Below are 21,217 nucleotides of genomic sequence, written 5' to 3' on the forward strand. Positions count from 1 at the left end.
ATCTTTCCTCCATCTATCAGCGGTCGAGCAGCTGCACCATCATCATCGCCTTACCGACGATTGCACCTTCGTAGTACAGTTCCACATCCACTTTTCCGTGTTTTCTTCCCACTTCAAGGATTTTTCCATTCAAATCAATTTTACTTTCAATTTGTACCGGGCGGATAAAGTAAAGCGTTACGTTTTCTACAACCATGTCACCTTTTTTATATTCTCTAAGCAGACGCCGGCCAGTTTCTGTAACAAGAGACATGATAACCCCGTTTGCTACCGTCCCAAGCGCATTAGTCATCTGCGGGGTAATATCGCACTCAAACATAAAGCCTGACCCGGGGGAAGCTTCCCGGAAACGGCTTGTCACCGTATCTTCGATGGTTTCCCCGACGTGGGGCTGACGCTGAACCATCTGCAGCGCTTTTAATACGTCCTGCCGGCTGATGACTCCGAGCAGCTTTTTCGCATCGTCCATCACCGGGAGCAGTTCGATCCCTTCCCACACCATCGTGTGGGCTACCGAAGCTACAGACGTTCGTTCACTTACAGTAATCGGCGATTTCGTCATCACTTTTTCGATGGACGTCTGTGCAGAAGCACCCAGGACGTCCTTCGCTGCCACCATACCCTGGACTTTCATGTCTTCGCTGATTACCGGGTATCTGCTGTGTCCGGTTTTCTGGTTCATTTCATGCCATTTTTCCACAGTGTTATCCACTGTCATAAAATAGGTGTCCTGCAGCGGAATTAAAATATCGTTTACTACTACAATTTCCTTTTTAATCAGCTGGTCATAGATCGCCCGGTTGATCATTGTGGCTACCGTAAACGTGTCGTACGTTGTTGTAATTACCGGGAGCCCAAGTTCATCCGCCAAAGAAATGACATGTTCATTCGTGTCAAATCCGCCGGTGATTAAAACAGCTGCTCCCGCTTCAAGCGCAAGCTTATGCACCTGATAGCGGTTGCCGACAATAAGGAGATTGCCGGGCTCCACATAGCGCATCATCGCTTCGAGCTTCATGGCTCCGATAACGAAACGGTTCAGGGTTTTGTGCAGACCGTTCCTGCCCCCGAGCACCTGACCGTCGATAATATTGACTACTTCAGCATACGTTAAGCGCTCAAAATTTTCTTTTTGCTTTTTTTCTATACGTATCGTGCCGACTCGTTCGATCGTACTGACAATTCCCTGGTTTTCCGCTTCCTTGATCGCCCGGTACGCTGTCCCTTCACTTACCTCTAAATTCTTTGCAATTCCACGGACCGAGATTTTTTCCCCTACATCCAGAGCCAGTATGTAGTTTAATATCTGTTCATGTTTAGTCGCCATAGGCACAGTACCTTCCTTTTTATTTACGCATTTACCGGGAACGTTCTGTCTGCGTAAATTTCTAACTGTATTACTTCTGTTATATTATCTGTACTATTACATTATACGGCTCAAAAACCCTCCCTTCAACTGCCTGCCGGTAATTGCATTAAAAAAAACCGCTCAGTCTGTTTTAATGACTGAACGGTTTTTTGAAAGTGTTACAGTTCGATGGAACCGCCTGCTTCCAGCGCTTTTCCTGTCAGCGGTGAGAGCGAGTCCACAAACTGATGCGGATCCTGCTTGATAGGCGGCATAGTATTGTAATGGATTGGGACTGTATAATCCGCATTCACCCATTCTGCTGCCGTTTTGGCATCTTTTGGCCCCATCGTGAAGTTATCACCGATCGGAACGAATAAAAGATCAATCTTGTTTCTTTCAGCGATGAGCTTAATATCAGAGAACAAGCCGGTATCACCCATATGATACACTTTCTTACCTTCTGCTTCGAAAATGATTCCACTTGGCATGCCAGTGTAAATAATCTTTTGTTCTTCTTCAAGGAAGTAGCCGGAACCGTGAAATGCCTGTGTCAGCTGCACGTGACCAAAATCAAACGTATAACCGCCTCCGATATGCATCGGGTGCGTTTCTACGCCCTGCCAGCCAAGATACTGCGCCAGCTCAAACGGTGCCACGACAAGCGCGTTGTTGCGTTTAGCAATATCCACCGTGTCGCCAACGTGATCAAAGTGACCGTGAGTCAGCAGAATAGCATCTGCTTTTACTTCTTCCGCGTTTAGATCAGTTAACGGATTGTCTGTAATAAATGGATCAATCAAAATCGTTTTGCCGTTCGTTTCAATCTTCACTACTGAGTGACCATGATAAGATACTTTCATGTATATCCTCCTCCGCAATCAAAAACTGTTTCCGGGGAACTATACCTTTTACAGGCCTAACTTAAACTGCCTTCCATTTATCTGCGTTTATGAAGCACGTCCACTCCGCCGGTCACTTCAATCACAGAACCTGTAATCATATCTGCATCGTCATCCGTTAAAAACAAAATAGTTCTCGCAATATCACCGCCTGTTGCCGGTCTTCCTACAGGGATGGAGTGGTCGGTCACCTCTCTGCCTTCATGGATATCCGCTTCCTTAAAATCGCCGGTCACTAAGCCCGGGCACACCATATTTGCGGTAATGCCATGAGGAGCTTCTTCAATTGATATTGATTTTGTCAGCGAAACCAGCCCGCTTTTCGCTGCAGCATAGGCCGAGCGGTAAATCCACCCCGGGGCTGTCGGGGCATTTTGGAAACCATACGTGACGAAACGGCCGAACTGCTGCCGGCGCATAATAGGTATTGCCTTTCGTGCCAAATGGAAGGCAGCGCTTAAATTGCCGTCGATCATCCGGTGCCATTCTTCATCTGAGTAATCTGCCAGCTGTTTTTTCTCAAATATGTAAGGGCCGGCATTATTCACGACAACATCCAGACGGCCAAAAGCAGTGTAAGCTTCCTCCACCATCCGTTCAACATCCTGCTTTGACACCATATCTCCCTGGACAAACTGAATACGGCTGCTTTCTTCTTCCCACTGCTTTTTCATCCTATAGTATGCTTCGTCTTTTTTTCGGTAAGTAACAGTCAATGTATATCCTTTTTCTTTTAAAGCTTCAGTAACTTTTCGGCCGAGGCCTTTGGTGCCTGCTGTAATTAACGCATGCCTCATCGTTATTCACCCGCCTTTATATCATCCATTAGTCATTTAATAGTGAAAATTATTTGAACATTTTTTACTTGTTTACCCGGCACATCCTTTTACCTACACACAATCGTTTTAAATTAAAAAAATAGGGAAAAATATCTATAGGAAAGAGAAATCCTACGACAAAAGGGGAGGATGGCATTGAGTAGATACGAAGTTATCATTGTTGCCGTCGACGGCTCAGACGAATCCAGAACAGCATTCAAAAAATCTGTTGAGATCGCACAGGAGCAGCAGGCAAAACTAATCATCTCTCATGTTATTGACACAAGAACATTCGCTACAATGGAACGGTATGACCGTACTATTATTGCACGAGCAGAAGAATATGGCAACGAACTGCTCGAGAACTATACGGCAGAAGCAAAAAATGCAGGGGTCCCTGACGTCGTCTCCTCGTTGGAGTTCGGTTCTCCAAAAACAAAGATCCCGCGTGAGCTGGCCAAAAACTATGAAGCAGATTTAATCATCACCGGTGCCACCGGCTTGAATGCTGTTGAGCGTGTATTTATCGGCAGCGTTTCTGAAGCCATTGCCCGTCACGCAAAATGTGATGTCTTAATTGTACGTAAATAGGAACCAGCAAAAAACCCCTGCATCCCTACGGACGCGGGGGTTTTTATTGCTTATCCAGGCGGAAGGCTCTCCTGCATAAAAAAGCCCCGGCCGGAAGATCACTCCCGACGGGGCAGCAGTACTTATTACGTTTGATTTATTACCTTTTTTCCCTGCTCGATCGCAGCACGCACCTGTTCAAAGCCGGTGCCGCCTTCACTATTTCTGCGGCTGACGACAGTTTCAGGCTTTAAGACCTCATAGATGTCTTCTTCAAATGCTCCATTAGCTGCTTTAAATTCTTCCATGGAAAGGTCCACAAGATACTTGTTGTTCTGAATGCAGTCCAGCACTAACTTACCGACAATCTCATGGGCCTCCCGGAATGGAACTCCTTTAACAGCAAGATAATCCGCCAGTTCTGTCGCATTGGAAAAGTCTTTGCTGGTTGTTTCCGCCATTTTTTCCGTGCGGACTTCCATCGTTTCCACCATGCCCGCAAAAATATCCAGAGATCCTTCGAGCGTCCGCACGGTATCAAACAGCCCTTCTTTGTCCTCCTGCATATCTTTGTTATACGCAAGCGGAAGCCCCTTCAAGAGCGTATAAAGCCCCATCAGGTTACCGTATACTCTTCCGGTTTTCCCGCGAATAAGCTCTGCCATATCCGGATTTTTCTTCTGCGGCATAATGCTGCTTCCTGTCGCAAAGGAATCATCGAGCTCAATAAACTGGAATTCCTGGCTTGACCAGAAGATCATTTCTTCGGCCAATCTCGATAAATGCATCATGACCGTGGAGGCCGCGCTCATAAATTCCAGGGCAAAATCTCTGTCGCTTACTGCGTCCAGGCTGTTTTGGTAAATATCGTCAAAGCCGAGCTCTTCTGCAGTCTGCCGGCGGTCGATAGGGAATGTTGTACCGGCGAGGGCCCCTGCCCCAAGAGGAGAAATGTTCGTGCGTTTTAAGCTGTCCTCAAAGCGCCCGTAGTCGCGCTCAAGCATCCAGAAATAAGCCATCATGTGATGACCAAAGGATATAGGCTGTGCCCGCTGCAAATGAGTGTAGCCGGGGATAATGGTTTCCACGTGCTCCTCTGCCTGCAGAAGCAGTGCCTGCTGCAGGGCCCGGATGGAATTCATAACGGTCTGTGTATGATTTCTCACATACAGATGAACATCTGTGGCCACCTGGTCGTTCCGGCTCCGCCCTGTATGGAGCTTGCCCCCGACCGGGCCGATTTCATCAATTAAAAATTTCTCGATGTTCAAATGAATATCTTCATTTTGGACCGAGTACTCCAATTCTCCGTTTTTTGCTTTGGCAAGCACCGCTTTCAGGCCGCGATGAATTTCGGAAGCTTCTTCTTCGGTGATGATTTCCTGATTTTTCAGCATATGTACGTGCGCAATACTTCCCTGGATGTCTTCTTCCACCAGTTTTTGGTCAAAAGGAATGGATGCCCCGAAGGCATCCACCCATTCTTCCGCTTGTTTTGTAAAGCGCCCGCCCCACAGTTTGGTCATACATTAACACCTTTCTTGTTAACTGCACTTTGTACTTTGGTTGGCAGACCCCACAGCTGAATAAATCCGACAGCTGCATTATGATCAAATTCGTCGTGTGTCGAGTAGGTAGCCAGGTTTTCATTGTACAAGGAGTAGTCTGATTTTCTTCCTTCAATGATAGCATGGCCTTTAAATAATTTCACCCGTACAATGCCTGTCACGTTGGTCTGCGTTTCTTTCAAAAACGCTTCAAGCGCCGGCCGCACCTGGGAGAACCACAGTCCTTCATAGATCACTTCACTCAATTTTTTCTCAATAACCGGCTTAAAGTGCGCTACTTCTTTGGAAAGCGTCAGGTCTTCAAGCTCTTTGTGTGCCTGAATCAGTGTCATAGCTGCCGGGCACTCATAAATTTCTCTTGATTTAATTCCAACCATTCTGTTTTCTACGTGATCAATTCTGCCCACGCCGTGCTTACCGGCAACGTCGTTTAATTCCAAAATCAAATCCTGCAGTTCATAGGCCTGACCGTTAAGCGCCACCGGCTTGCCCTGCTTGAATTCAATTTCGACGATATCTGCTTCGTCCGGTGTTTTTTCGAGCGGATTCGTCAAATCATACGCGCCTTCCGGCGGTGTAGCCCATGGGTCTTCCAGAACGCCGCATTCGTTGCTTCTGCCCCAGAGATTCTGGTCGACAGAATATGGATTATCGAGGTTTACCGGCACAGGAACGTCATTTTCTTTCGCATAAGCGATTTCTTCATCTCTCGACCATCCCCACTCCCGGACAGGTGCGAGTACTTCGAGATCAGGATTAAGAGCCTGAATGCTGACTTCAAATCTCACCTGGTCGTTTCCTTTACCAGTGCAGCCATGCGCTACGGCATCGGCATTTGTCTGCTCGGCAATTTCCACAAGTTTCTTTGAAATCAACGGCCGTGATAATGCGGAAACGAGCGGATATTTTTGTTCATACAGCGTATGTGCCTGCAGGGCCGGAAGCACGAAATCTTCGGCGAATTCTTTTTTGGCATCTACCGTATACGACTGTACCGCTCCTACTTCCAGTGCTTTATTTTTTACAAATTCCAAGTCTTTCCCTTCACCTACGTCAAGACCTACCGCTACCACTTCATACCCTTGACTGCTCAACCACTTGATTGCTACTGATGTGTCTAAACCGCCTGAATAAGCGAGAACTACTTTTTTGTCTGCCATTCTTATTACCCTCCAGATTATAATTGAATATTCATACTTGATTAATTATTTTTATACATCGTTTTGAAAAAATTAAAAGGACCAGCGCCTTTGTTTATGATTACTGTATTCAACTTCTTTCATTACTTTAACAAGCCCACAAAGAATTTGCAACCGGAAAATACAATTTTTTAGTATAAAAATTTATTTTTTTGATATTTTATGCGTTATCCGCCCCATATCATACACTTCAGTGTATGTGCATGCATGAGTCATAAAACAGCTTTGAATACTCCTCTTAAACAGCCGGGCAAGCACGAAAATAAGCAGAGACGCCTGTATGGGCCTCTCTGCTGCATTTATTCCTGATGCTTTTCTGCCATTTCCATTAAACGCTGCTGCACGTTACCGTAAACAGTATTGGAAGCGTAAAACCCGTTTTCTCCTACCTCCCCGGCATGTTCACTCATAAGTATTTCCATGCCTTCCTTTACAGTGTTCACCGCCCAGATGTGGAAATCACCGGCCTCCACTGCCCGCCTGATTTCATTTCGAAGCATTAAATGCTTAATGTTCTGTGTCGGTATAATTACACCCTGGGTTTTTGTGAGGCCCTGTTTTTTGCATACATAATAAAAGCCTTCAATTTTTTCGTTCACTTCTCCAATCGCCTGCACATCACCAAACTGATTGACGGCTCCGGTCACGGCAATGTCCTGGCGGAGCGGCACTTCTGCCAGAGAAGACAGGAGAGCATAAAGCTCCGTGCTTGAAGCGCTGTCACCGTCTACTAAATGATAGGACTGTTCGAAGGTGATGCTTGCCGCAAGCGGCAGGGGCCGGTCGCTTGCAAATTCCGCCTGCAGATAGCTTGTTAGTGTATGAAGGCCCTTGGTATGAAAAGCTCCGGTAAGCTGGGATTCTCTGTCGATATTAACGATACCGCCGCTCCCGGCATATGTACGTGCCGTTACACGGGTCGGATAACCAAATGAATAATCTCCTGTGTGGGCTACCACCAACGCATTGATCTGGCCAATTTTTTCTCCGCTCGTTGCGATATTGATTGTTCCGTCTTCAATCGCTTCATGGATGGCTGCTTCCGGCTGAGCTGAACGGTAATTTGTTTCTTTTAAGGCAGCGTGCACATGCTCTTGTTCAATTATGGCTGATTGTTTCTGTCCAGCCCAATAATCCGCTTCAATTAATAAAGATGTTACTTCGTGAAATTTAACGGAAAGCTTACGCTGGTGACCTGCTTCCCTGGTGCTGTAGTCAATAAGCCTTGCCACTGCTTCCGATGTCAAAGGACGAAGCCGCTTATTGTCACAAAAACAGGCCAGGAAAGTAGCGTATTGCCATATATTTTCTTTTGTCCGCTCCATGGTGGTAGTAAAATCCACCTTCACTTTAAAAAGCTTACGGAAGGTTTCATCTTCTTTTTGGAGCTTCTGGTATAAAGCATTCGTTCCGACAAGAAGCACCTTCGCCTGAAAAGGTACAGGCTCCGGCTCAAGGTAAGTGCTGGCAAATATATCGGAATCCTCATAAGGGGTCTCAAGCCGGATGTGGCCCAGTCGCATGGCTCTTTTTAATGCTTTCCATGCAAATGGATGCGACATCAGTTCTGCGGCATGAAGGATTAAAAACCCTCCGTTTGCCCGGTGAAGTGCACCGCCCCTGATATGGGAGAAATCCGTCGGTGAACCTCCATTGCGTCCAATTTCGACTTTTCCAAACAGGTTGACATATGTCGGGTGAGACTCATAAACGACAGGTGCCCCCGAATTGCCGCTGTTATTTACCAGAATATTAATTTCATACCGGCAGAACGAAAAGCCCGATACGGCCGGACGCCCTTCCTGTGTTTCTTTTGCAGGCAGGAATTCCTGCCAGTGCTGAATAACATCCTTTTCCATATCCGACAGGAATTTATGTAAGCCTTCGTTGACATATTCATCTTTTAAAGTTGAAATAAAGCCCTGGATGGATGTTTGAACCATCTGTTCGTCGGCTTCCCTGAGCTGGCGTCTTAAAATACGCTTTGCAACCTGCTGTTGTCTCAAAAAGTCGTTCACCTGTCTGGTAATCGTCTGGGACTCCTCCATGATATAATCCTGCCGGCTTTTTGAAAGTTCGTTATAGCTTTCGTCACTGTGGGCTTCGCCGTCTTCTTTAAGCGGCACCGCCACGATGTCTTCTTCTGTTTTTTCAAGAGCAAAACCCTTCGCCGCGGCTTCCTCTTCAAGCTTTTCCCAGTGCTCATTAATCACTTTTTCATGTTTTTCCGCCATAGATACTTTCTTCCGCTCAAAGGACTTACTGCGGAGTGTTGAAGCAATCTCTTCCTGGAGATCCTCAATCAATTCTTTAATATCTTTAGCAAACGGCTCAGCCATTCCGGCGGGAATGCTCATCACCTTCGGCCGCCGGGGATCTTCAAAAGAATATGTATAAATCCAGTCAGCCGGCACCTGCCTTTTTTCTGCTGCTTCCGTTGCTTTTCTCCGGGCATATGTCGTTTTCCCAAGCCCGCTTGCTCCGGTTAAAAACATATGATAATTTTCATCCTGAATATCCAAACCCATCTCCATAGCTTTCACTGCACGCTCTTGTCCAATCATTCCCTGAGTTCTATCTGTTAATTCTTTCGTTGTGTGAAAGGAAAACATGCGCGGATCGCAGCGCTCCGCTAATGCTGAGACAGGAAGTTTGCAGCGCATTTCGGCTGTTTGCATAAGTCTGTCTCCTTTCAAAGTACTGTTACTCCTTCTTTCCCATTATCCAAAGAATATATGCAGAAATGTCATATATTCTGTAAAAAACTCCTGCTTCACCGAAACAGGAGTTGAGTATTACTTATTGAATCTGGCCAAGCCGGACCGTGTCCCTGGCAATCATTACTTCTTCATCAGTAGGAACTACTGCGACAGCCACGCGGGAGTCATCTGTCTGAATAAACGCCTCTCCCGAAGTCTGACTGTTTTTCTCTTTATCAATTTGAATACCCATAAATTCAAGGCCTTCCATTACTTTTTCACGGACCAGCGCGCTGTTTTCTCCTACACCGGCAGTGAATATAACTGCATCGACGCCGTTCATACTGGCTGCGTAGGTGCCGATATATTTATGCATACGCGTCAAATATATATCGAGAGCTGTCCGGGCTCTTTCATTGCCTGCCTCTGCCTGCTGAACGACATCGCGGAAATCACTGGATACTCCGCTTACACCAAGCAGGCCGCTCTTTTTATTTAATGTGTCAATAACTTCCGCAGCTGTCTGTCCGGTTTTTTCCATTAAATATGGAATCAGTGCCGGATCAATGTTGCCGGAACGTGTGCCCATCATTACGCCTGCAAGCGGGGTGAAGCCCATCGACGTATCAACGGAAGCACCCTGGTCCACTGCCGTGATGCTTGCACCATTACCGATATGGCACGAAATGATTTTCAGGTCATTTTCCGGACGATCCATTAACTCTGTCATCCGCTGACTCACATATTTATGGGAAGTCCCATGAAAGCCGTATTTACGAACGCCGTACTTTTCGTAGTATTCATAAGGAACACCATATAAATATTTTTCTTTCGGGATCGACTGGTGAAAAGCTGTGTCAAATACCGCTACAGATGGAACATCCGGGAGAATATCACGAAACGCTTTAATACCGACAATGTTAGCCGGGTTATGAAGCGGGGCAAGCTCGCTTACGTTTTCGAGTTCGCTGAGCACCTGCTCTGTAATTAAAACAGAATCCGAAAATGTTTCGCCTCCGTGAACTACCCGGTGGCCAACCCCTTCAATATCATTAACATCGGTAATAACATTGTATTTTGTTAACGAATCCAACAGGGCTTTTACAGCCTCTTCGTGGTTTTGCAGGGAAGGATATTCGGTTTTCTTTTCTCCCTGTACCTCTACGGTAATAAAAGGAGACTCCAGGCCGATCCGTTCGACGACCCCTTTAGTGATAATTGTTTCTTCAGGCATCTGCAGCAGTTGAAATTTCAGCGAGGAGCTCCCCGCATTAATAGCAATAATGGTAGACATTCTTTCTCCACTCCTAATAATTACTCTCTTTATTTGTTGATAAACCCTTCTTGTACAAACCAGTCATTGATCCGCTTCATCATATCCTGCAGAGCTTCCTGGCGGCTGAATGATGGCAGCTCTGCCAATAGCGCCTGTCCCGGCTGTTTTACATCAGGACTTTTCTTTTGAAGCATCCATATACTTTTCGATGCTTCTTTGGCCTGAAACATCGTTTCCGGCAGCTGAAGAAGACCTAGCGTATGCGCCTGTCTTTTTACGTATGCCTGAAGCTCCGCTGCCTTTTCATCTTCAAACAGGTTATTTGGGATAAGAAGCACCATAAAACCACCCGGCTTCAGCTGGTTCATCATGCCCTCCACAAGCAGGTGATGCACGTAGGATTTTCCGTCTGTGCTTCCCAGCTGGTATAATTCGGCAATTTGATTTTTCGGATAATAGCCAACCGGAAGATCGCTCATGACCACGTCCGGATCAGGCGCACCGAATTGTTCAATACTGTCCTGATGAAACAGCTGAACAGCATGCTCCTGAAGATTCGCCAGCGTGTAGGCAATTTTAATTAACGTTTCGTCAACTTCCGATCCGTACGCCTCAATATTTTTTTCCGACAGCTGATTTAATACGGCTGATAGAAGATTACCTGTCCCTACAGCCGGGTCCGCGACCACAAATTCTTTACGCCCATTCATCAGCTTGTCTACTAAATAACCCATGAAAATCGCAACAGCGTCTGGTGTAATAGCATGGTGCTGCTGCACGGACTGCTTCATTCCTTTAATCAGGGCAAGCTGAAACGCTTTGCGGATATCCTCCTGCTCCATCGCTTCAGGCATATTTTCTTCCAGGCTTTGCTCCAGACGGTCTTTTTCCTCTGCAGATATACGCTGCACTACCGTTCCCTGAAAGATATCTTCTCCGGCTTCGGCTATCGCTTCCAAATACGTTATATTCAGTTCCTGCTGTATCGTTTTCGTAAGGTCATCCAGCAATTCAAATAGTTGTTCGACCGGTGTCGTTTCGTCCATGACACGCCCTCCTTCTGCAGCGTAATGCTTCTCCGCTCTCACTTTACAATACGTCAGTATAGCAGATGTGCTCTTTAAAGAGAAGTAATGAAAACAGAAATAACCCGATTACTCTTCAGGCATAAGCACACAATAAATGACGCCCTTGCAGGCGCCATTTTCTTCATTAGTTTGTATTGTGGGCTGCGTTAATTGCCGCTTCATAATCAGGATGGTTCGTTCCTTCTGAAACAACTTCCTTATAGGAAACCTTGCCTTCGCTGTCCACTACGATCACCGAACGGGCAAGCAGCCTCATTTCATCCATTACCAGACCAAATTGTTCGCCAAAGTCCAGATCTTTATAGTCGGACAGTACCCGGACATTTTCAATACCTTCTGCTGCACACCAGCGCCGCTGGGCAAAAGGAAGATCGCAGCTGATAGTCCATACTTCTACATTTTCAAGCGAAGCAGCTTCTTCGTTGAACTTCCGTGTCTGCTGCGAGCAGACACCTGTATCAATAGATGGTACTACGCTGATTAACCTTACTTTACCCGAGGCATCACTTAGTGATACCGGGCTCATATCATTGGCAAGTACAGTGAAATCGGGAGCGTATTCTCCGATTTCGACTTTGTCTCCTACAAGTGTCACCGGTTTTTCTTTAAACGTTACTGCTGTCATCTTACTCCTCCTTCACTTTTTGTTCACGGGCATCATTTTCTTGTATGAATGACCCTCGTATCGGCAATCATATCATGAATACCCGCCTTTTGTGGTGTGAATGCCACCACAATATACGCCAGATTTGTAATAACCAGACTGCGGTAGGCAAATCGAAGAACGATTTCCCTGAAAATAATATCGGACCATTTTAGTTTTTCCCGGTTTACCCGGATCACTCTCAAACCGAAAATCATTTTACCAAGCGTCTGCCCATAAAATTTTGTCATCAGCACAAAATATCCATAGGTGATCACCGCGTTAAACACGGCATACAATGTGATGAATCCCCATATTTCTCCTTCTCCCGTAAAATAGAAAGGAGAGAGAAGGAGCCCGTTTAAGGAAAAAAGTATAATCAAATCGGTAAGGTACGCCCAAAAGCGCATCCAAAACCCTGCGAACAGTTCTTCGTTCGCTTCATTTCTTCCAGTGGAATTCTGCTTATCCGCTGTCCCGGGCAGAGCATCAGCACTCTTACTGTTTTCTTCCGGCACCGTTTGTTCAGTTCCCTGTGCGTCTTCCGGATAGCGGCCGTTTGTCGTCATCTTCATCCCTCCTATCCTTCATACAAATACATTGGCCGCGGACTGTCGCTTCCGACTGATTTCAGCAGTTCCTGGAGTCCCAGCAGCTTCTCATCAGAAATGAACATTCCCTGGACGGAATTTTGCATAAGAGACTGCCAGCTAAATCCATCCGAAGTGTAACGTTCTACAGTAGCGTCTCCGAGTTCAAGATCTTCTTCCATCATTGCGATAGTGTCTTCTGAAGTCCCGAGTTCATCGATCAATCCATTCTCTTCTGCCTGCTCGCCCGTATAAATACGGCCATCAGCTAAGTCCCGGGCTTCGTCTTCACTAAACCCTCTTCCATCAATGACGACCTGCAGAAAATCTTCATACATGTCGTCGACTATGCCCTGCATAATATCCCGGTCTTCCTCAGTTACTTCCTCTGTGGGTGATCCCATGTCTTTAAACTCACCACTCGTTATGTTCACGCCTTCAATGCCAAGTTCATCAGCCAGCTCAGAATAGTTCAGGGAAGACATAATTACCCCTATCGAACCGGTAATAGTCGCCGAATGAGCTACAATTTTATCCGCTGGGGCTGCGAGGTAGTAGCCGCCGGAAGCAGCCGTGTTCCCCATCGAAACATACACAGGCTTATTTTCTTCCTCCTGTACCTCGACCACGGCGTCATGGATTTCATCACTTTCAACGACACCTCCGCCGGGGCTGTTTACATTAATGATAATGCCATCCACATCTGCGCTCGATCCGGCTTCCTCCAGATTACTCAGAAATTCATCATGGTTGTAGCCTTCCCCGGAGAAAGCACCGGACCCGCTCGAGGATTGGATGGTCCCCTCTACATCAAGCATAGCTATCCGGCTGTCTGAAGAGCCCTCTTTTACTATATCTTCCTGATTCTGCTGATTTTGCGCCTGGTTCGAGACAGTATTCCACAGTGAAAAAGCTGTCTGGGCACCAAGGGAGACGATGAGAAGCACCGCTGCCGCTAATAAAGCAAACCACCTTTTTGCATTCATGATTGTTCCTCCGTTTCATTATTAATTTTAATTCTGCTCTCCTCCGGCAGGAACACGACCTCGTCCCCTACGACGGTTGCTTCCACTTCGGCTGTTAATATCTCTTCCGGCTTAATTTGAAACAGATCCTTCCGGAGCACCGTAAAGTCTGCTTTGTAACCGGGAGCAATCCTGCCCAGGTCGTGCTCCCGGCTGATCGCCCTGGCACTGCCGCCGGTATACAGCTCCACGGCTTGAAAAGGAGTTAGTTTTTCCTCCGGCATATAACCGTTGTGCGGCTCTCCCGGGTTTTTCCGGGCGATGGCCGCATAAATTCCGGTTCTGGGATCTACGGATTCAATAGGAGCGTCTGAGCTTCCTGCACAGATTATCCCCTGATCTAGGAGTGTTTTCCAGGCGAAGGAATAACGAAGTCTTTCTTTGCCAAGGCGTTCTTCAACCCACGGAAAGTCCGAAAGCACAAACCGGGGCTGCAGATCGAGCGCCACCGGCAGAGCCTTCAGCCGTTCCATCAAATCCTCCCTTGCGATTTGGACATGAATAATCCGGTCTCTCACTCCTTCCGGAACCGGCCAGGCTTCTAAAGCATCTATCACATATTCCAAAGCCAAATCGCCAATAGCGTGAACAGCCACCGGCATATTTTCTTTTCTGGCTTCTGCCACGAGCTGTTTTAACTCTTCTCTCGAATGGATAGCAACGCCTGCTGTTTCAGGGGCATCATTGTAAGGGCGACTGAGAAGAGCGGTACGCCCACCGAGAGCTCCATCTGCAAATATTTTCATGGCGCCAAGCTCCAGACCTTCCTCAAGAAGGCCGTAAGTGTGGCCCTGCTGTATAAAATCCGGAAACACTTCATGATGCACAAGAAGGTGTGCCCGAAATGAAGTGGCTGCCAAAATATTTCTGAACGTGTTCAATGTCCTTGTAAATCCACCGTAGTAATTAAGATCTTCCGTATGGCCGCCGGTCAGTCCACATTGATGCATGTGGCGCACCGCTTTCCCAAGTGCTTCATGTAAATATTCCTCAGACACTTCTGGAATTTCATTTTTCACTAAATCGGCGGCCTGGTCGAGCAAATAGCCTGTGGGCTCCCCGTACCTTGATTTAACAATAATGCCCCCCTCCGGATCCGGAGTATCTTTATCAATACCCGCAGCATCAAGGGCGCGTGTGTTAACCAATGCCGCGTGACGGCATATCCGGGTCAAAAGCAATGGATGAGCGGGCACTAAATCATCAAGCTCCTCCCGGTGGAAAATTTTCCGGTCAGGGAAATTATTCTCATTCCATCCTTCTCCTATGACCCATTCTCCGGCAGGAATTTCTTTTGTTTTCTCCTTAATCAGCGCAGCCATCTCTTCTGCAGAAGTACACTCTGACAGATCCAGCTGGATCATCGTTTCCCCCAACCCGATCATATGTAAATGACTGTCGGTAAAACCCGGGTACATCGCATTTCCGTTTAAATCTATCCGGCGGACAGCAGCAGTTTGCAGTTCTTTTTCTATATCTCTGAGCAACCCTGCTTTTTCAATCGTCCCGTCCGAGGTTAAGACGGCTTCGACCTGTTCTTTTTCTTTTTTCATCGTGTAAATATTTCCGTTATACCAAAGTGTTTTCACAGCATTAACCGCCTCTCCTTTTTACGGGCGAATTCCCGTTTTGTTTCAACTATTTTAAAATTCCATTTTATACCACTTCTCTGCATCAAAAAAGTGTCTTAGAGAAGGTCTTCAAACTCTTTGTTTCCACTTTTTGCGTTAGAGACAGAAATCACCTTTGTTTCAGCTATCGCTTCTTCAAACAATTCCTCTTTATTCAAGCGTTTTTCATACTTGTAGACTAAACCAATTTTCGGTTTGGTCGCAGGACTGTCCGGCTGAAACACGGTACAGCAGTCTTCATACGGCCGCACAGAAATATCATAGGTGCCTATACGCTTAGCGATGCTGATGATTTCTTCTTTGTCCATAGCAATCAGCGGCCGCAGTACCGGTACACTCGTTACTTCGTTGATAACATTCATACTTTCAAGAGTCTGGGAAGCTACCTGTCCCAGGCTTTCGCCATTCACTACTGCCTTGGCGTCTTCCTTCTCTGCTATTTTTGTTACTATTTCAAGCATCGCTCTTCTTGTAATCGTCATCGTATGGTCATCCGGCACCTGCCTTCGGATAGCTTCCTGAACCCGGGTAAATGGCACCACATGAAGATTGATACTTCCGCCAAACCGGCTGAGGGCCCGGGCGATATCTTCCACTTTTTGTTTCGCACGTTCGTTTGTATACGGCGGACTGTGAAAGTGAACTGCCTCGACCGTTACTCCGCGCTTCATGGCTAAATATGCAGCAGTCGGACTGTCTATGCCTCCGGAAAGCATACTGACTACTTTTCCGCCAGTGCCCGTCGGCAGGCCCCCTGCCCCGTTAATACGCCCGCAGCTTACATAAGCTCCCTGCTCGCGAACATCGATTTCCACGGTTACTTCCGGATTCTTCACGTCCACCCCGATCCCTTCGGTGTGATGGAGAATATAACTGCCGACGCTTGGAGCGAGCTTCGTGGAATGAACAGGAAAGTCTTTATTGGACCTTCTTGCTTCCACTTTAAACGTAGTTTTTCTATCCTTATATTCCGAAAACATTTGATAGGCCGTCTGCTGTATCTCCTCTTCTGATAAGTCTGCTTTTCTCGCATAGCTGATGGAAGATATCCCAAACACCGGCTTTACTGCCTCAATGACTTCTTCAGCAGGTTCCCCGAGCAGATTGATCGCAATACGTCCGTAAGTACGCCGCACTTCACAGTGGGGAAAATCTTTCACCGCGTGATCAATGTTTTCTCTTAACTGCCGCTCGAATTCTTTTCGGTTCTTTCCTTTTAAAGCAAGTTCGCCGAAGCGAATTAATAAATATTCTTCTCTCATTGCTGTTCCTCCATAACCTTTTTCAACTGTGGCAGCACTTCTTCGCACATGCTGCATAAATGAGCAGCTTCCTCTTTCTTTGTATCCGCAGAGAAACTTATCCTCACAGCACTCTCTGCAAGTTTCCGCTCTCCCGCAGCAGCTAGAATGACGGCAGATGGCTCCGAGTTTTTCGAAGCACATGCTGTTTTGGTGGAAATTGAAGCTCCTCTTTCCGCGAGCGCTTCAACAAGCACTTCTGGTTTTATCCCAGGGAAGGAAACATTCAATATAAAGGGAGATCCTCCGGAAAAAGGAGAGTTGAGCACTCCACCGCTTTCCTGCAGCCGTGCCGCTGTCCATGCTTTGATCTCTTCAATCCTGCTGCTGTTTGCAGTATAGCTTTCTTTTGCCAGGCGGAGTGCTTTAGCCATAGCTGCAGCACCCGCTGTATTTTCCGTGCCCGATCGAACCCCGCTTTCCTGACCACCCCCGTGTATTAAAGGCTCAAGCAGCGTTCTTGGGTGCTTATACAAGACCCCCGTTCCCTTCAATCCATGAAATTTATGAGCTGACACCGTAACAAAATCCAGCCCCGCCTTTTCAATATTTAATGGAATTTTGGCAGCCCCCTGTACGTAGTCCGTATGAAAATAAATACCAGGGTAGGAAGAGAGTATTTCTCCAATAGCCTCGATAGGCTGCACTGCACCGATTTCACTGTTTGTGTGACCAATTGTAACAAGGATAGTATCCGGCTCTAACGCCTGATGCAAGTCCTTTATGCTTATACGGCCGTCTCTGCCAACCGGCAGGTATGTTACCCGATACCCTTTTTCTTCTAAATAGACACAGGTTTCCATCACTGAAGGATGTTCCACAGCCGTCGTTATAATATGACGACCAAGGTTTTTTCTAGCCTCTGCGGATCCTTTTAAAACTATATTGTTTCCTTCTGTACCACCGCTCGTGAAAAAACAGTGCTCCGGTTTCACGTCTAATTCCCGGGCGATCTGGCTTCTCGCAGATTCAAGCAGACGCTCAGCTTCTCCGCCCTTATGGTGAAATGAAGAGGGATTGGCAAAATAGCTTTCAGACGCTTTCCTGTAAGCACTCAGCACTTCCTGGTATGGCTGGGTGGTTGCACTGTTATCAAAATACATTTCAAATTCCTCCCAGCATTCACTAATATCATAAAAAAGAAGCCTGAGTTCAGGCTTCTTAACTATTTGCTTGTCGATTATGCTTCTGTCAACTGCATGTTAGACTCCTGCAGCACTTCTGTCACAAACCGGTCATCCATTTTCCGCACGGACGACGAAGCAACCTGCAGCGCGTGCTCATACTGGCCTTTGCGGAAAGCACTTTCTGCTTCTTTCAGGCTTTGGTCGAGTTCAGCCTCTTTGCTTCGGTATAAATTTCCGCGCTGGATGATACGTTCAGTCATCCACGCCTGTTCTTCCATACGCCGAAGCATCGTGGAAACAGTGCGGACGCTCTCTTCTGCCTGCGCTACCGTTTCGCGCACCTGCACCATTTCAAGCGGAGTCTCAGAAAGAGCCGCAGCGGCATGGGCAATTTTATCATCCGCTGATTCTTTTTCATTCAAAAGTATTGGCGGAAGCTTCGGCAGCCTTGTGCGCTGCATTCTCATTTCTTCGATGCGGTTCTGGCGCTTTAGCTCCTCGAGCGTTTCCATTGCCTGTGTTTCATCTTTTCGGAGTACCCCGAGCTGGTTCTCTGCTTCCAGAATTCCCGACTCGACCTCTCCCTGTTTTTCAAGAATTTGTTTTAGTTCCATCTCGATATGCGTAAAGGAATGTTCTTTGTTTTCTTTTTGCTCCTGCAATTGTAATACGCTCTTTCTAATTCCATCAACCTGTCGTTTTGATGAAGCAATCAAATGGTCTGTTTCCGATGGGATCCGATAGTTGGCTTCGATAAATTCTTTTTCCACTAACAGCGTCTGCATCCGCGTGGATAACTGTTCTCTGCCTTCATACGCCTGCGGCAGCAGACGTTCGACCTCGGCACGGGCTTCCACTTCTTCTTCAAGAATGCGGTACACTTCTTCATTGTAGGCATCCATCTCAGTAAGACGTTCTGCAATCCCGTCAAGGTCCAGGTTTTCAATCCGCGTCTGCAGCTGTTCAGCTTCTGCTTCATTTTCATTCAGCCGTTGTTCAAATGCAAAAGCATCCATAGGATAGCCCTGCTCTTCCATTTCATACAGACCGGCGCGCAGGGATTTCCATTCTTCGGGAAGGCGCCGCCGTACTTTTGCAAGCATATCAGGGACAGCATAAAGCGATGCTTCTTCACGTTCTAAATCTTCATCGAGCTTCTGTCTGAGTTGTTTTGCTTCAAATTGATTCCCCTGCTCCACCGCTTCGTAAAAAGCTTCAAAAGAAGCCTGGAGATCACGCATGTGCTGATCAAACAGCGGGGCCGTACTGCCAAGCGTGTGCCAGTTCTGGGAAACAAAACGTTTTATTTCCTCATATTTCTGTTCAGATTCTTCAATGCCGCGGCGATTATCGGATTCATTATGTACCAGCTCTTCTATTTCCAGAAAAATATTGTTGATTTCCTCTTCGATACTGGCGAGTTGCGCATCTACGGCAGCAGTGATTTCTGAAGCCTGACTGAACTTGTACTTGTCTGCTTTTTCTTCTGCATCATAAAGGGCCTTTTCAATATCCGGCAGATGCTTTCCCACAATTTCGTCCCAGTCTTTACGCCATGATTCAAACTTTTCTTCTGTTTCTCCCGAGATTGTCATGCCCTTGACCCGCGCAATTTCTTCGGCCACAGGCTGGTCCGCCATATTCGCCCTCGCATCCTCCAGGCGGTCTACTTCCCGGTAAATGCGTCTGCGTCCCCATGCTCCGTATATGACAAACGCGGCGATAATGATAACCAGAACTATAATTACAATTGTTGTCGCCAAATTCCTCACTCCAGTTTTCCCCGCTGTGCATCCTTGTTTTTCAATAATTTACACGTTATGGGTTACTTATACTTATCTCATACTTTATGTGCACGAACGTACTCAAAATATTTTTTCAACTATGTTTGCTTTAACTTATGATAACATGTAAACGCAGTGATTGTTATATGACGATAAAGAAAATTTCTAGAAAATCTATTTTCCTTATTTCCTTAATTAAGCCAACTGTTTTTTCATATTTTCATCCAAAAAAAGAGGTGTTTATACCCATGACAATTATCCGTGACGGCCATATTCACTCTCCCTTCTGCCCGCACGGAAGCAGGGACTCGTTTCACGACTATATTGAAGCTTGTATCAAAAACGGAATAAAAACGATCAGTTTTACCGAGCACGCTCCTCTTCCTGAAGGTTTTACAGATCCTGTGCCGGATAAAGACAGTGCCATGCCAGCCGCACAGCTCGATCAGTACCTCCAAGATTTAAGCAGCCTTCAATCAGAATACAATAGCGATATTACAATTAAAAAAGGACTTGAAGTGGATTTTATTGAAGGATTTGAGAAAAAGACAGAGCAGTTTATGAACACATACGGTCCTGAGCTTGAAGATTGCATTCTTTCCTCTCACTTCATTAAACTAAACAGTGAATATATTTGTATAGATTTTTCTCCGGATCACTTTGACCGCTACGTCCGTCTAAGCGGTTCACCGCAAAAAGCCGCGGAATTGTACTACAGTGCCGTTCTCCGTTCCATTCAGGCTCCCCTTGGAAAATACACACCGAACAGGATTGGGCACATGACGCTTATTCGGAAGTTTCATAAAAATTATGAATATGATTTTCTTGATCAAAATGCTATTGAAGCTATTTTACAGGAAGTTAAATCCAGAGGGTTTGAACTTGATGTAAACGGTGCCGGGACAATTAAAGAACGGTGCCTCGAGCCGTATCCTCATCCATCCGTAATACAATCGGCTGTAAGGATGGGAATACCACTTGTATATGGCTCCGATGCCCACGCCTCTTCGGGGCTTTTGGCAGGCAGTAACGATATTTCAGCTCTTACGGGGGAGCAATTACGATAATGAAAGAGGGATCTTCATGTCTTTTCAACCAGTTTCTTATGACTCATCTTTAGAGAAAAGCTACCATACATTATGCCAGCAGGCGAAAGCATTATTTTCAGACGAAAATAATCAAACCGCCAATTTAGCTAACGCTTCCGCTTTGCTTAATCAATTTTTATCCAATGTAAACTGGGTCGGCTTCTATATTTGGAACGAAACAGAAAATGAACTGGTTCTCGGTCCCTTCCAGGGGCTGCCTGCCTGCAACCGCATCACGCCGGGAAAAGGGGTCTGCGGCACAGCTTACCAGAAAAAACAGACGGTCCGCGTGGAAGATGTGCATGCTTTTCCGGGCCATATCGCATGTGACGCCGCCAGCCAGTCAGAAATAGTTGTTCCACTGTTCACTCCTGAAGGGGATGTGTATGGCGTGCTCGACATTGACAGCCCTGTACTGAACCGTTTTTCTGAACAGGAAGAGTCTTTCCTGCGTCAGTTTGCCGATGAAATTGAACACGGGCTGTTTTCCACAAAAAATTAACCTTCTCGTGTTTAGCCCCCACCGGACAAGCTTAAGTTAAGCTTGTCCGGCATTTTTA

General features: G+C 46.5%; 18 protein-coding genes. 3 read left to right on the forward strand and 15 right to left on the reverse strand.

Annotated elements, in window-relative coordinates; all coding sequences use genetic code 11:
• Nucleotides 1-16: 16 nt before the first annotated feature.
• From BLV22_RS10425 to BLV22_RS10435, 3 genes are all read right to left on the reverse strand, one after another.
• A complete protein-coding gene (locus tag BLV22_RS10425; protein WP_091614860.1) occupies nt 17-1,327 on the reverse strand; it encodes a CBS domain-containing protein in 1,311 nt (436 codons plus the stop codon).
• Nucleotides 1,328-1,527: 200 nt separating this feature from the next.
• Entirely contained in the window at nt 1,528-2,211 is a 684-nt protein-coding gene (locus BLV22_RS10430) for a metal-dependent hydrolase (RefSeq protein WP_091614863.1), read from the reverse strand.
• A 77-nt stretch (nt 2,212-2,288) separates the two neighbouring features.
• Complete coding sequence (locus BLV22_RS10435) at nt 2,289-3,047, reverse strand: SDR family oxidoreductase (protein WP_091614865.1); 759 nt, start codon at nt 3,045-3,047, stop codon at nt 2,289-2,291.
• A gap of 171 nt (nt 3,048-3,218) precedes the next feature.
• On the opposite strand from BLV22_RS10435, the gene BLV22_RS10440 reads away from it, so the two are divergent.
• Nucleotides 3,219-3,659, forward strand: a complete 441-nt coding sequence (locus tag BLV22_RS10440; RefSeq protein WP_091614868.1) for a universal stress protein — start codon at nt 3,219-3,221, stop codon at nt 3,657-3,659.
• 125 nt (nt 3,660-3,784) lie between these two features.
• Here BLV22_RS10440 and argH read toward each other — a convergent pair whose 3' ends face one another.
• The 12 genes from argH to BLV22_RS10500 all read right to left on the reverse strand — a co-directional run bounded on the left by argH (nt 3,785) and on the right by BLV22_RS10500 (nt 19,548).
• A complete protein-coding gene (argH, locus tag BLV22_RS10445; RefSeq protein ID WP_091614871.1) occupies nt 3,785-5,164 on the reverse strand; it encodes an argininosuccinate lyase in 1,380 nt (459 codons plus the stop codon).
• Nucleotides 5,161-6,366 (reverse strand): argininosuccinate synthase, encoded by a 1,206-nt coding sequence (locus BLV22_RS10450; protein WP_091614874.1) that lies wholly within the window; start codon nt 6,364-6,366, stop codon nt 5,161-5,163. The genes argH and BLV22_RS10450 overlap by 4 nt, the downstream gene beginning before the upstream one ends.
• A 338-nt stretch (nt 6,367-6,704) precedes the next feature.
• Nucleotides 6,705-9,083 carry a Lon protease family protein gene (locus BLV22_RS10455; protein ID WP_091614876.1) on the reverse strand — a complete coding sequence of 793 codons (2,379 nt, stop codon included), beginning with the start codon at nt 9,081-9,083 and terminating at the stop codon, nt 6,705-6,707.
• 121 nt (nt 9,084-9,204) lie between these two features.
• Nucleotides 9,205-10,398 carry an acetate/propionate family kinase gene (locus BLV22_RS10460; protein WP_091614879.1) on the reverse strand — a complete coding sequence of 398 codons (1,194 nt, stop codon included), beginning with the start codon at nt 10,396-10,398 and terminating at the stop codon, nt 9,205-9,207.
• 29 nt (nt 10,399-10,427) lie between these two features.
• The gene (locus BLV22_RS10465; protein ID WP_091614882.1) at nt 10,428-11,426 is read right to left on the reverse strand and encodes a class I SAM-dependent methyltransferase; all 999 of its coding nucleotides are present in this window, start codon (nt 11,424-11,426) and stop codon (nt 10,428-10,430) included.
• Between the two features lie 166 nt (nt 11,427-11,592).
• Entirely contained in the window at nt 11,593-12,093 is a 501-nt protein-coding gene (tpx, locus tag BLV22_RS10470; protein ID WP_091614884.1) for a thiol peroxidase, read from the reverse strand.
• Nucleotides 12,094-12,125: 32 nt separating this feature from the next.
• A complete protein-coding gene (locus BLV22_RS10475) occupies nt 12,126-12,680 on the reverse strand; it encodes an RDD family protein (RefSeq protein ID WP_091614887.1) in 555 nt (184 codons plus the stop codon).
• Between the two features lie 11 nt (nt 12,681-12,691).
• Nucleotides 12,692-13,687, reverse strand: a complete 996-nt coding sequence (sppA, locus tag BLV22_RS10480; RefSeq protein WP_091614890.1) for a signal peptide peptidase SppA — start codon at nt 13,685-13,687, stop codon at nt 12,692-12,694.
• On the reverse strand, nt 13,684-15,315 hold the full coding sequence (locus BLV22_RS10485) for an amidohydrolase (protein ID WP_091614892.1): 1,632 nt from the start codon (nt 15,313-15,315) through the stop codon (nt 13,684-13,686). Before BLV22_RS10485 ends, sppA begins: the two co-directional genes overlap by 4 nt.
• 98 nt (nt 15,316-15,413) lie before the next feature.
• Nucleotides 15,414-16,619, reverse strand: a complete 1,206-nt coding sequence (gene thiI / locus BLV22_RS10490; RefSeq protein WP_091614895.1) for a tRNA uracil 4-sulfurtransferase ThiI — start codon at nt 16,617-16,619, stop codon at nt 15,414-15,416.
• Nucleotides 16,616-17,761, reverse strand: a complete 1,146-nt coding sequence (locus BLV22_RS10495; RefSeq protein ID WP_091614897.1) for a cysteine desulfurase family protein — start codon at nt 17,759-17,761, stop codon at nt 16,616-16,618. Before BLV22_RS10495 ends, thiI begins: the two co-directional genes overlap by 4 nt.
• Nucleotides 17,762-17,838: 77 nt before the next feature.
• Nucleotides 17,839-19,548, reverse strand: a complete 1,710-nt coding sequence (locus tag BLV22_RS10500; protein ID WP_176967739.1) for a septation ring formation regulator EzrA — start codon at nt 19,546-19,548, stop codon at nt 17,839-17,841.
• A gap of 269 nt (nt 19,549-19,817) precedes the next feature.
• Between BLV22_RS10500 and hisJ the strand changes: the two genes are divergently transcribed.
• Both hisJ and BLV22_RS10510 read left to right on the forward strand, forming a co-directional pair.
• Nucleotides 19,818-20,636: a histidinol-phosphatase HisJ gene (gene hisJ / locus BLV22_RS10505; RefSeq protein WP_245724072.1), complete on the forward strand. Its 819-nt coding sequence runs from the start codon at nt 19,818-19,820 to the stop codon at nt 20,634-20,636.
• Nucleotides 20,637-20,652: 16 nt separating this feature from the next.
• Nucleotides 20,653-21,159, forward strand: coding sequence for a GAF domain-containing protein (locus tag BLV22_RS10510; RefSeq protein WP_091614902.1), 507 nt, complete (start codon nt 20,653-20,655; stop codon nt 21,157-21,159).
• Nucleotides 21,160-21,217: the final 58 nt, after the last annotated feature.

Source organism: Marinococcus luteus (assembly GCF_900106595.1).
Classification (GTDB): domain Bacteria; phylum Bacillota; class Bacilli; order Bacillales; family Marinococcaceae; genus Marinococcus; species Marinococcus luteus.

Coding starts and splice junctions, on each gene's coding strand:
- BLV22_RS10425 (WP_091614860.1), bottom strand. CDS start 1,327: ATGGCGACTAAACATGAACAGATATTAAACTACATACTGGCTCTGGAT.
- BLV22_RS10430 (WP_091614863.1), bottom strand. CDS start 2,211: ATGAAAGTATCTTATCATGGTCACTCAGTAGTGAAGATTGAAACGAAC.
- BLV22_RS10435 (WP_091614865.1), bottom strand. CDS start 3,047: ATGAGGCATGCGTTAATTACAGCAGGCACCAAAGGCCTCGGCCGAAAA.
- BLV22_RS10440 (WP_091614868.1), top strand. CDS start 3,219: ATGGCATTGAGTAGATACGAAGTTATCATTGTTGCCGTCGACGGCTCA.
- argH (WP_091614871.1), bottom strand. CDS start 5,164: ATGACCAAACTGTGGGGCGGGCGCTTTACAAAACAAGCGGAAGAATGG.
- BLV22_RS10450 (WP_091614874.1), bottom strand. CDS start 6,366: ATGGCAGACAAAAAAGTAGTTCTCGCTTATTCAGGCGGTTTAGACACA.
- BLV22_RS10455 (WP_091614876.1), bottom strand. CDS start 9,083: ATGCAAACAGCCGAAATGCGCTGCAAACTTCCTGTCTCAGCATTAGCG.
- BLV22_RS10460 (WP_091614879.1), bottom strand. CDS start 10,398: ATGTCTACCATTATTGCTATTAATGCGGGGAGCTCCTCGCTGAAATTT.
- BLV22_RS10465 (WP_091614882.1), bottom strand. CDS start 11,426: ATGGACGAAACGACACCGGTCGAACAACTATTTGAATTGCTGGATGAC.
- tpx (WP_091614884.1), bottom strand. CDS start 12,093: ATGACAGCAGTAACGTTTAAAGAAAAACCGGTGACACTTGTAGGAGAC.
- BLV22_RS10475 (WP_091614887.1), bottom strand. CDS start 12,680: ATGACGACAAACGGCCGCTATCCGGAAGACGCACAGGGAACTGAACAA.
- sppA (WP_091614890.1), bottom strand. CDS start 13,687: ATGAATGCAAAAAGGTGGTTTGCTTTATTAGCGGCAGCGGTGCTTCTC.
- thiI (WP_091614895.1), bottom strand. CDS start 16,619: ATGAGAGAAGAATATTTATTAATTCGCTTCGGCGAACTTGCTTTAAAA.
- BLV22_RS10495 (WP_091614897.1), bottom strand. CDS start 17,761: ATGTATTTTGATAACAGTGCAACCACCCAGCCATACCAGGAAGTGCTG.
- hisJ (WP_245724072.1), top strand. CDS start 19,818: ATGACAATTATCCGTGACGGCCATATTCACTCTCCCTTCTGCCCGCAC.
- BLV22_RS10510 (WP_091614902.1), top strand. CDS start 20,653: ATGTCTTTTCAACCAGTTTCTTATGACTCATCTTTAGAGAAAAGCTAC.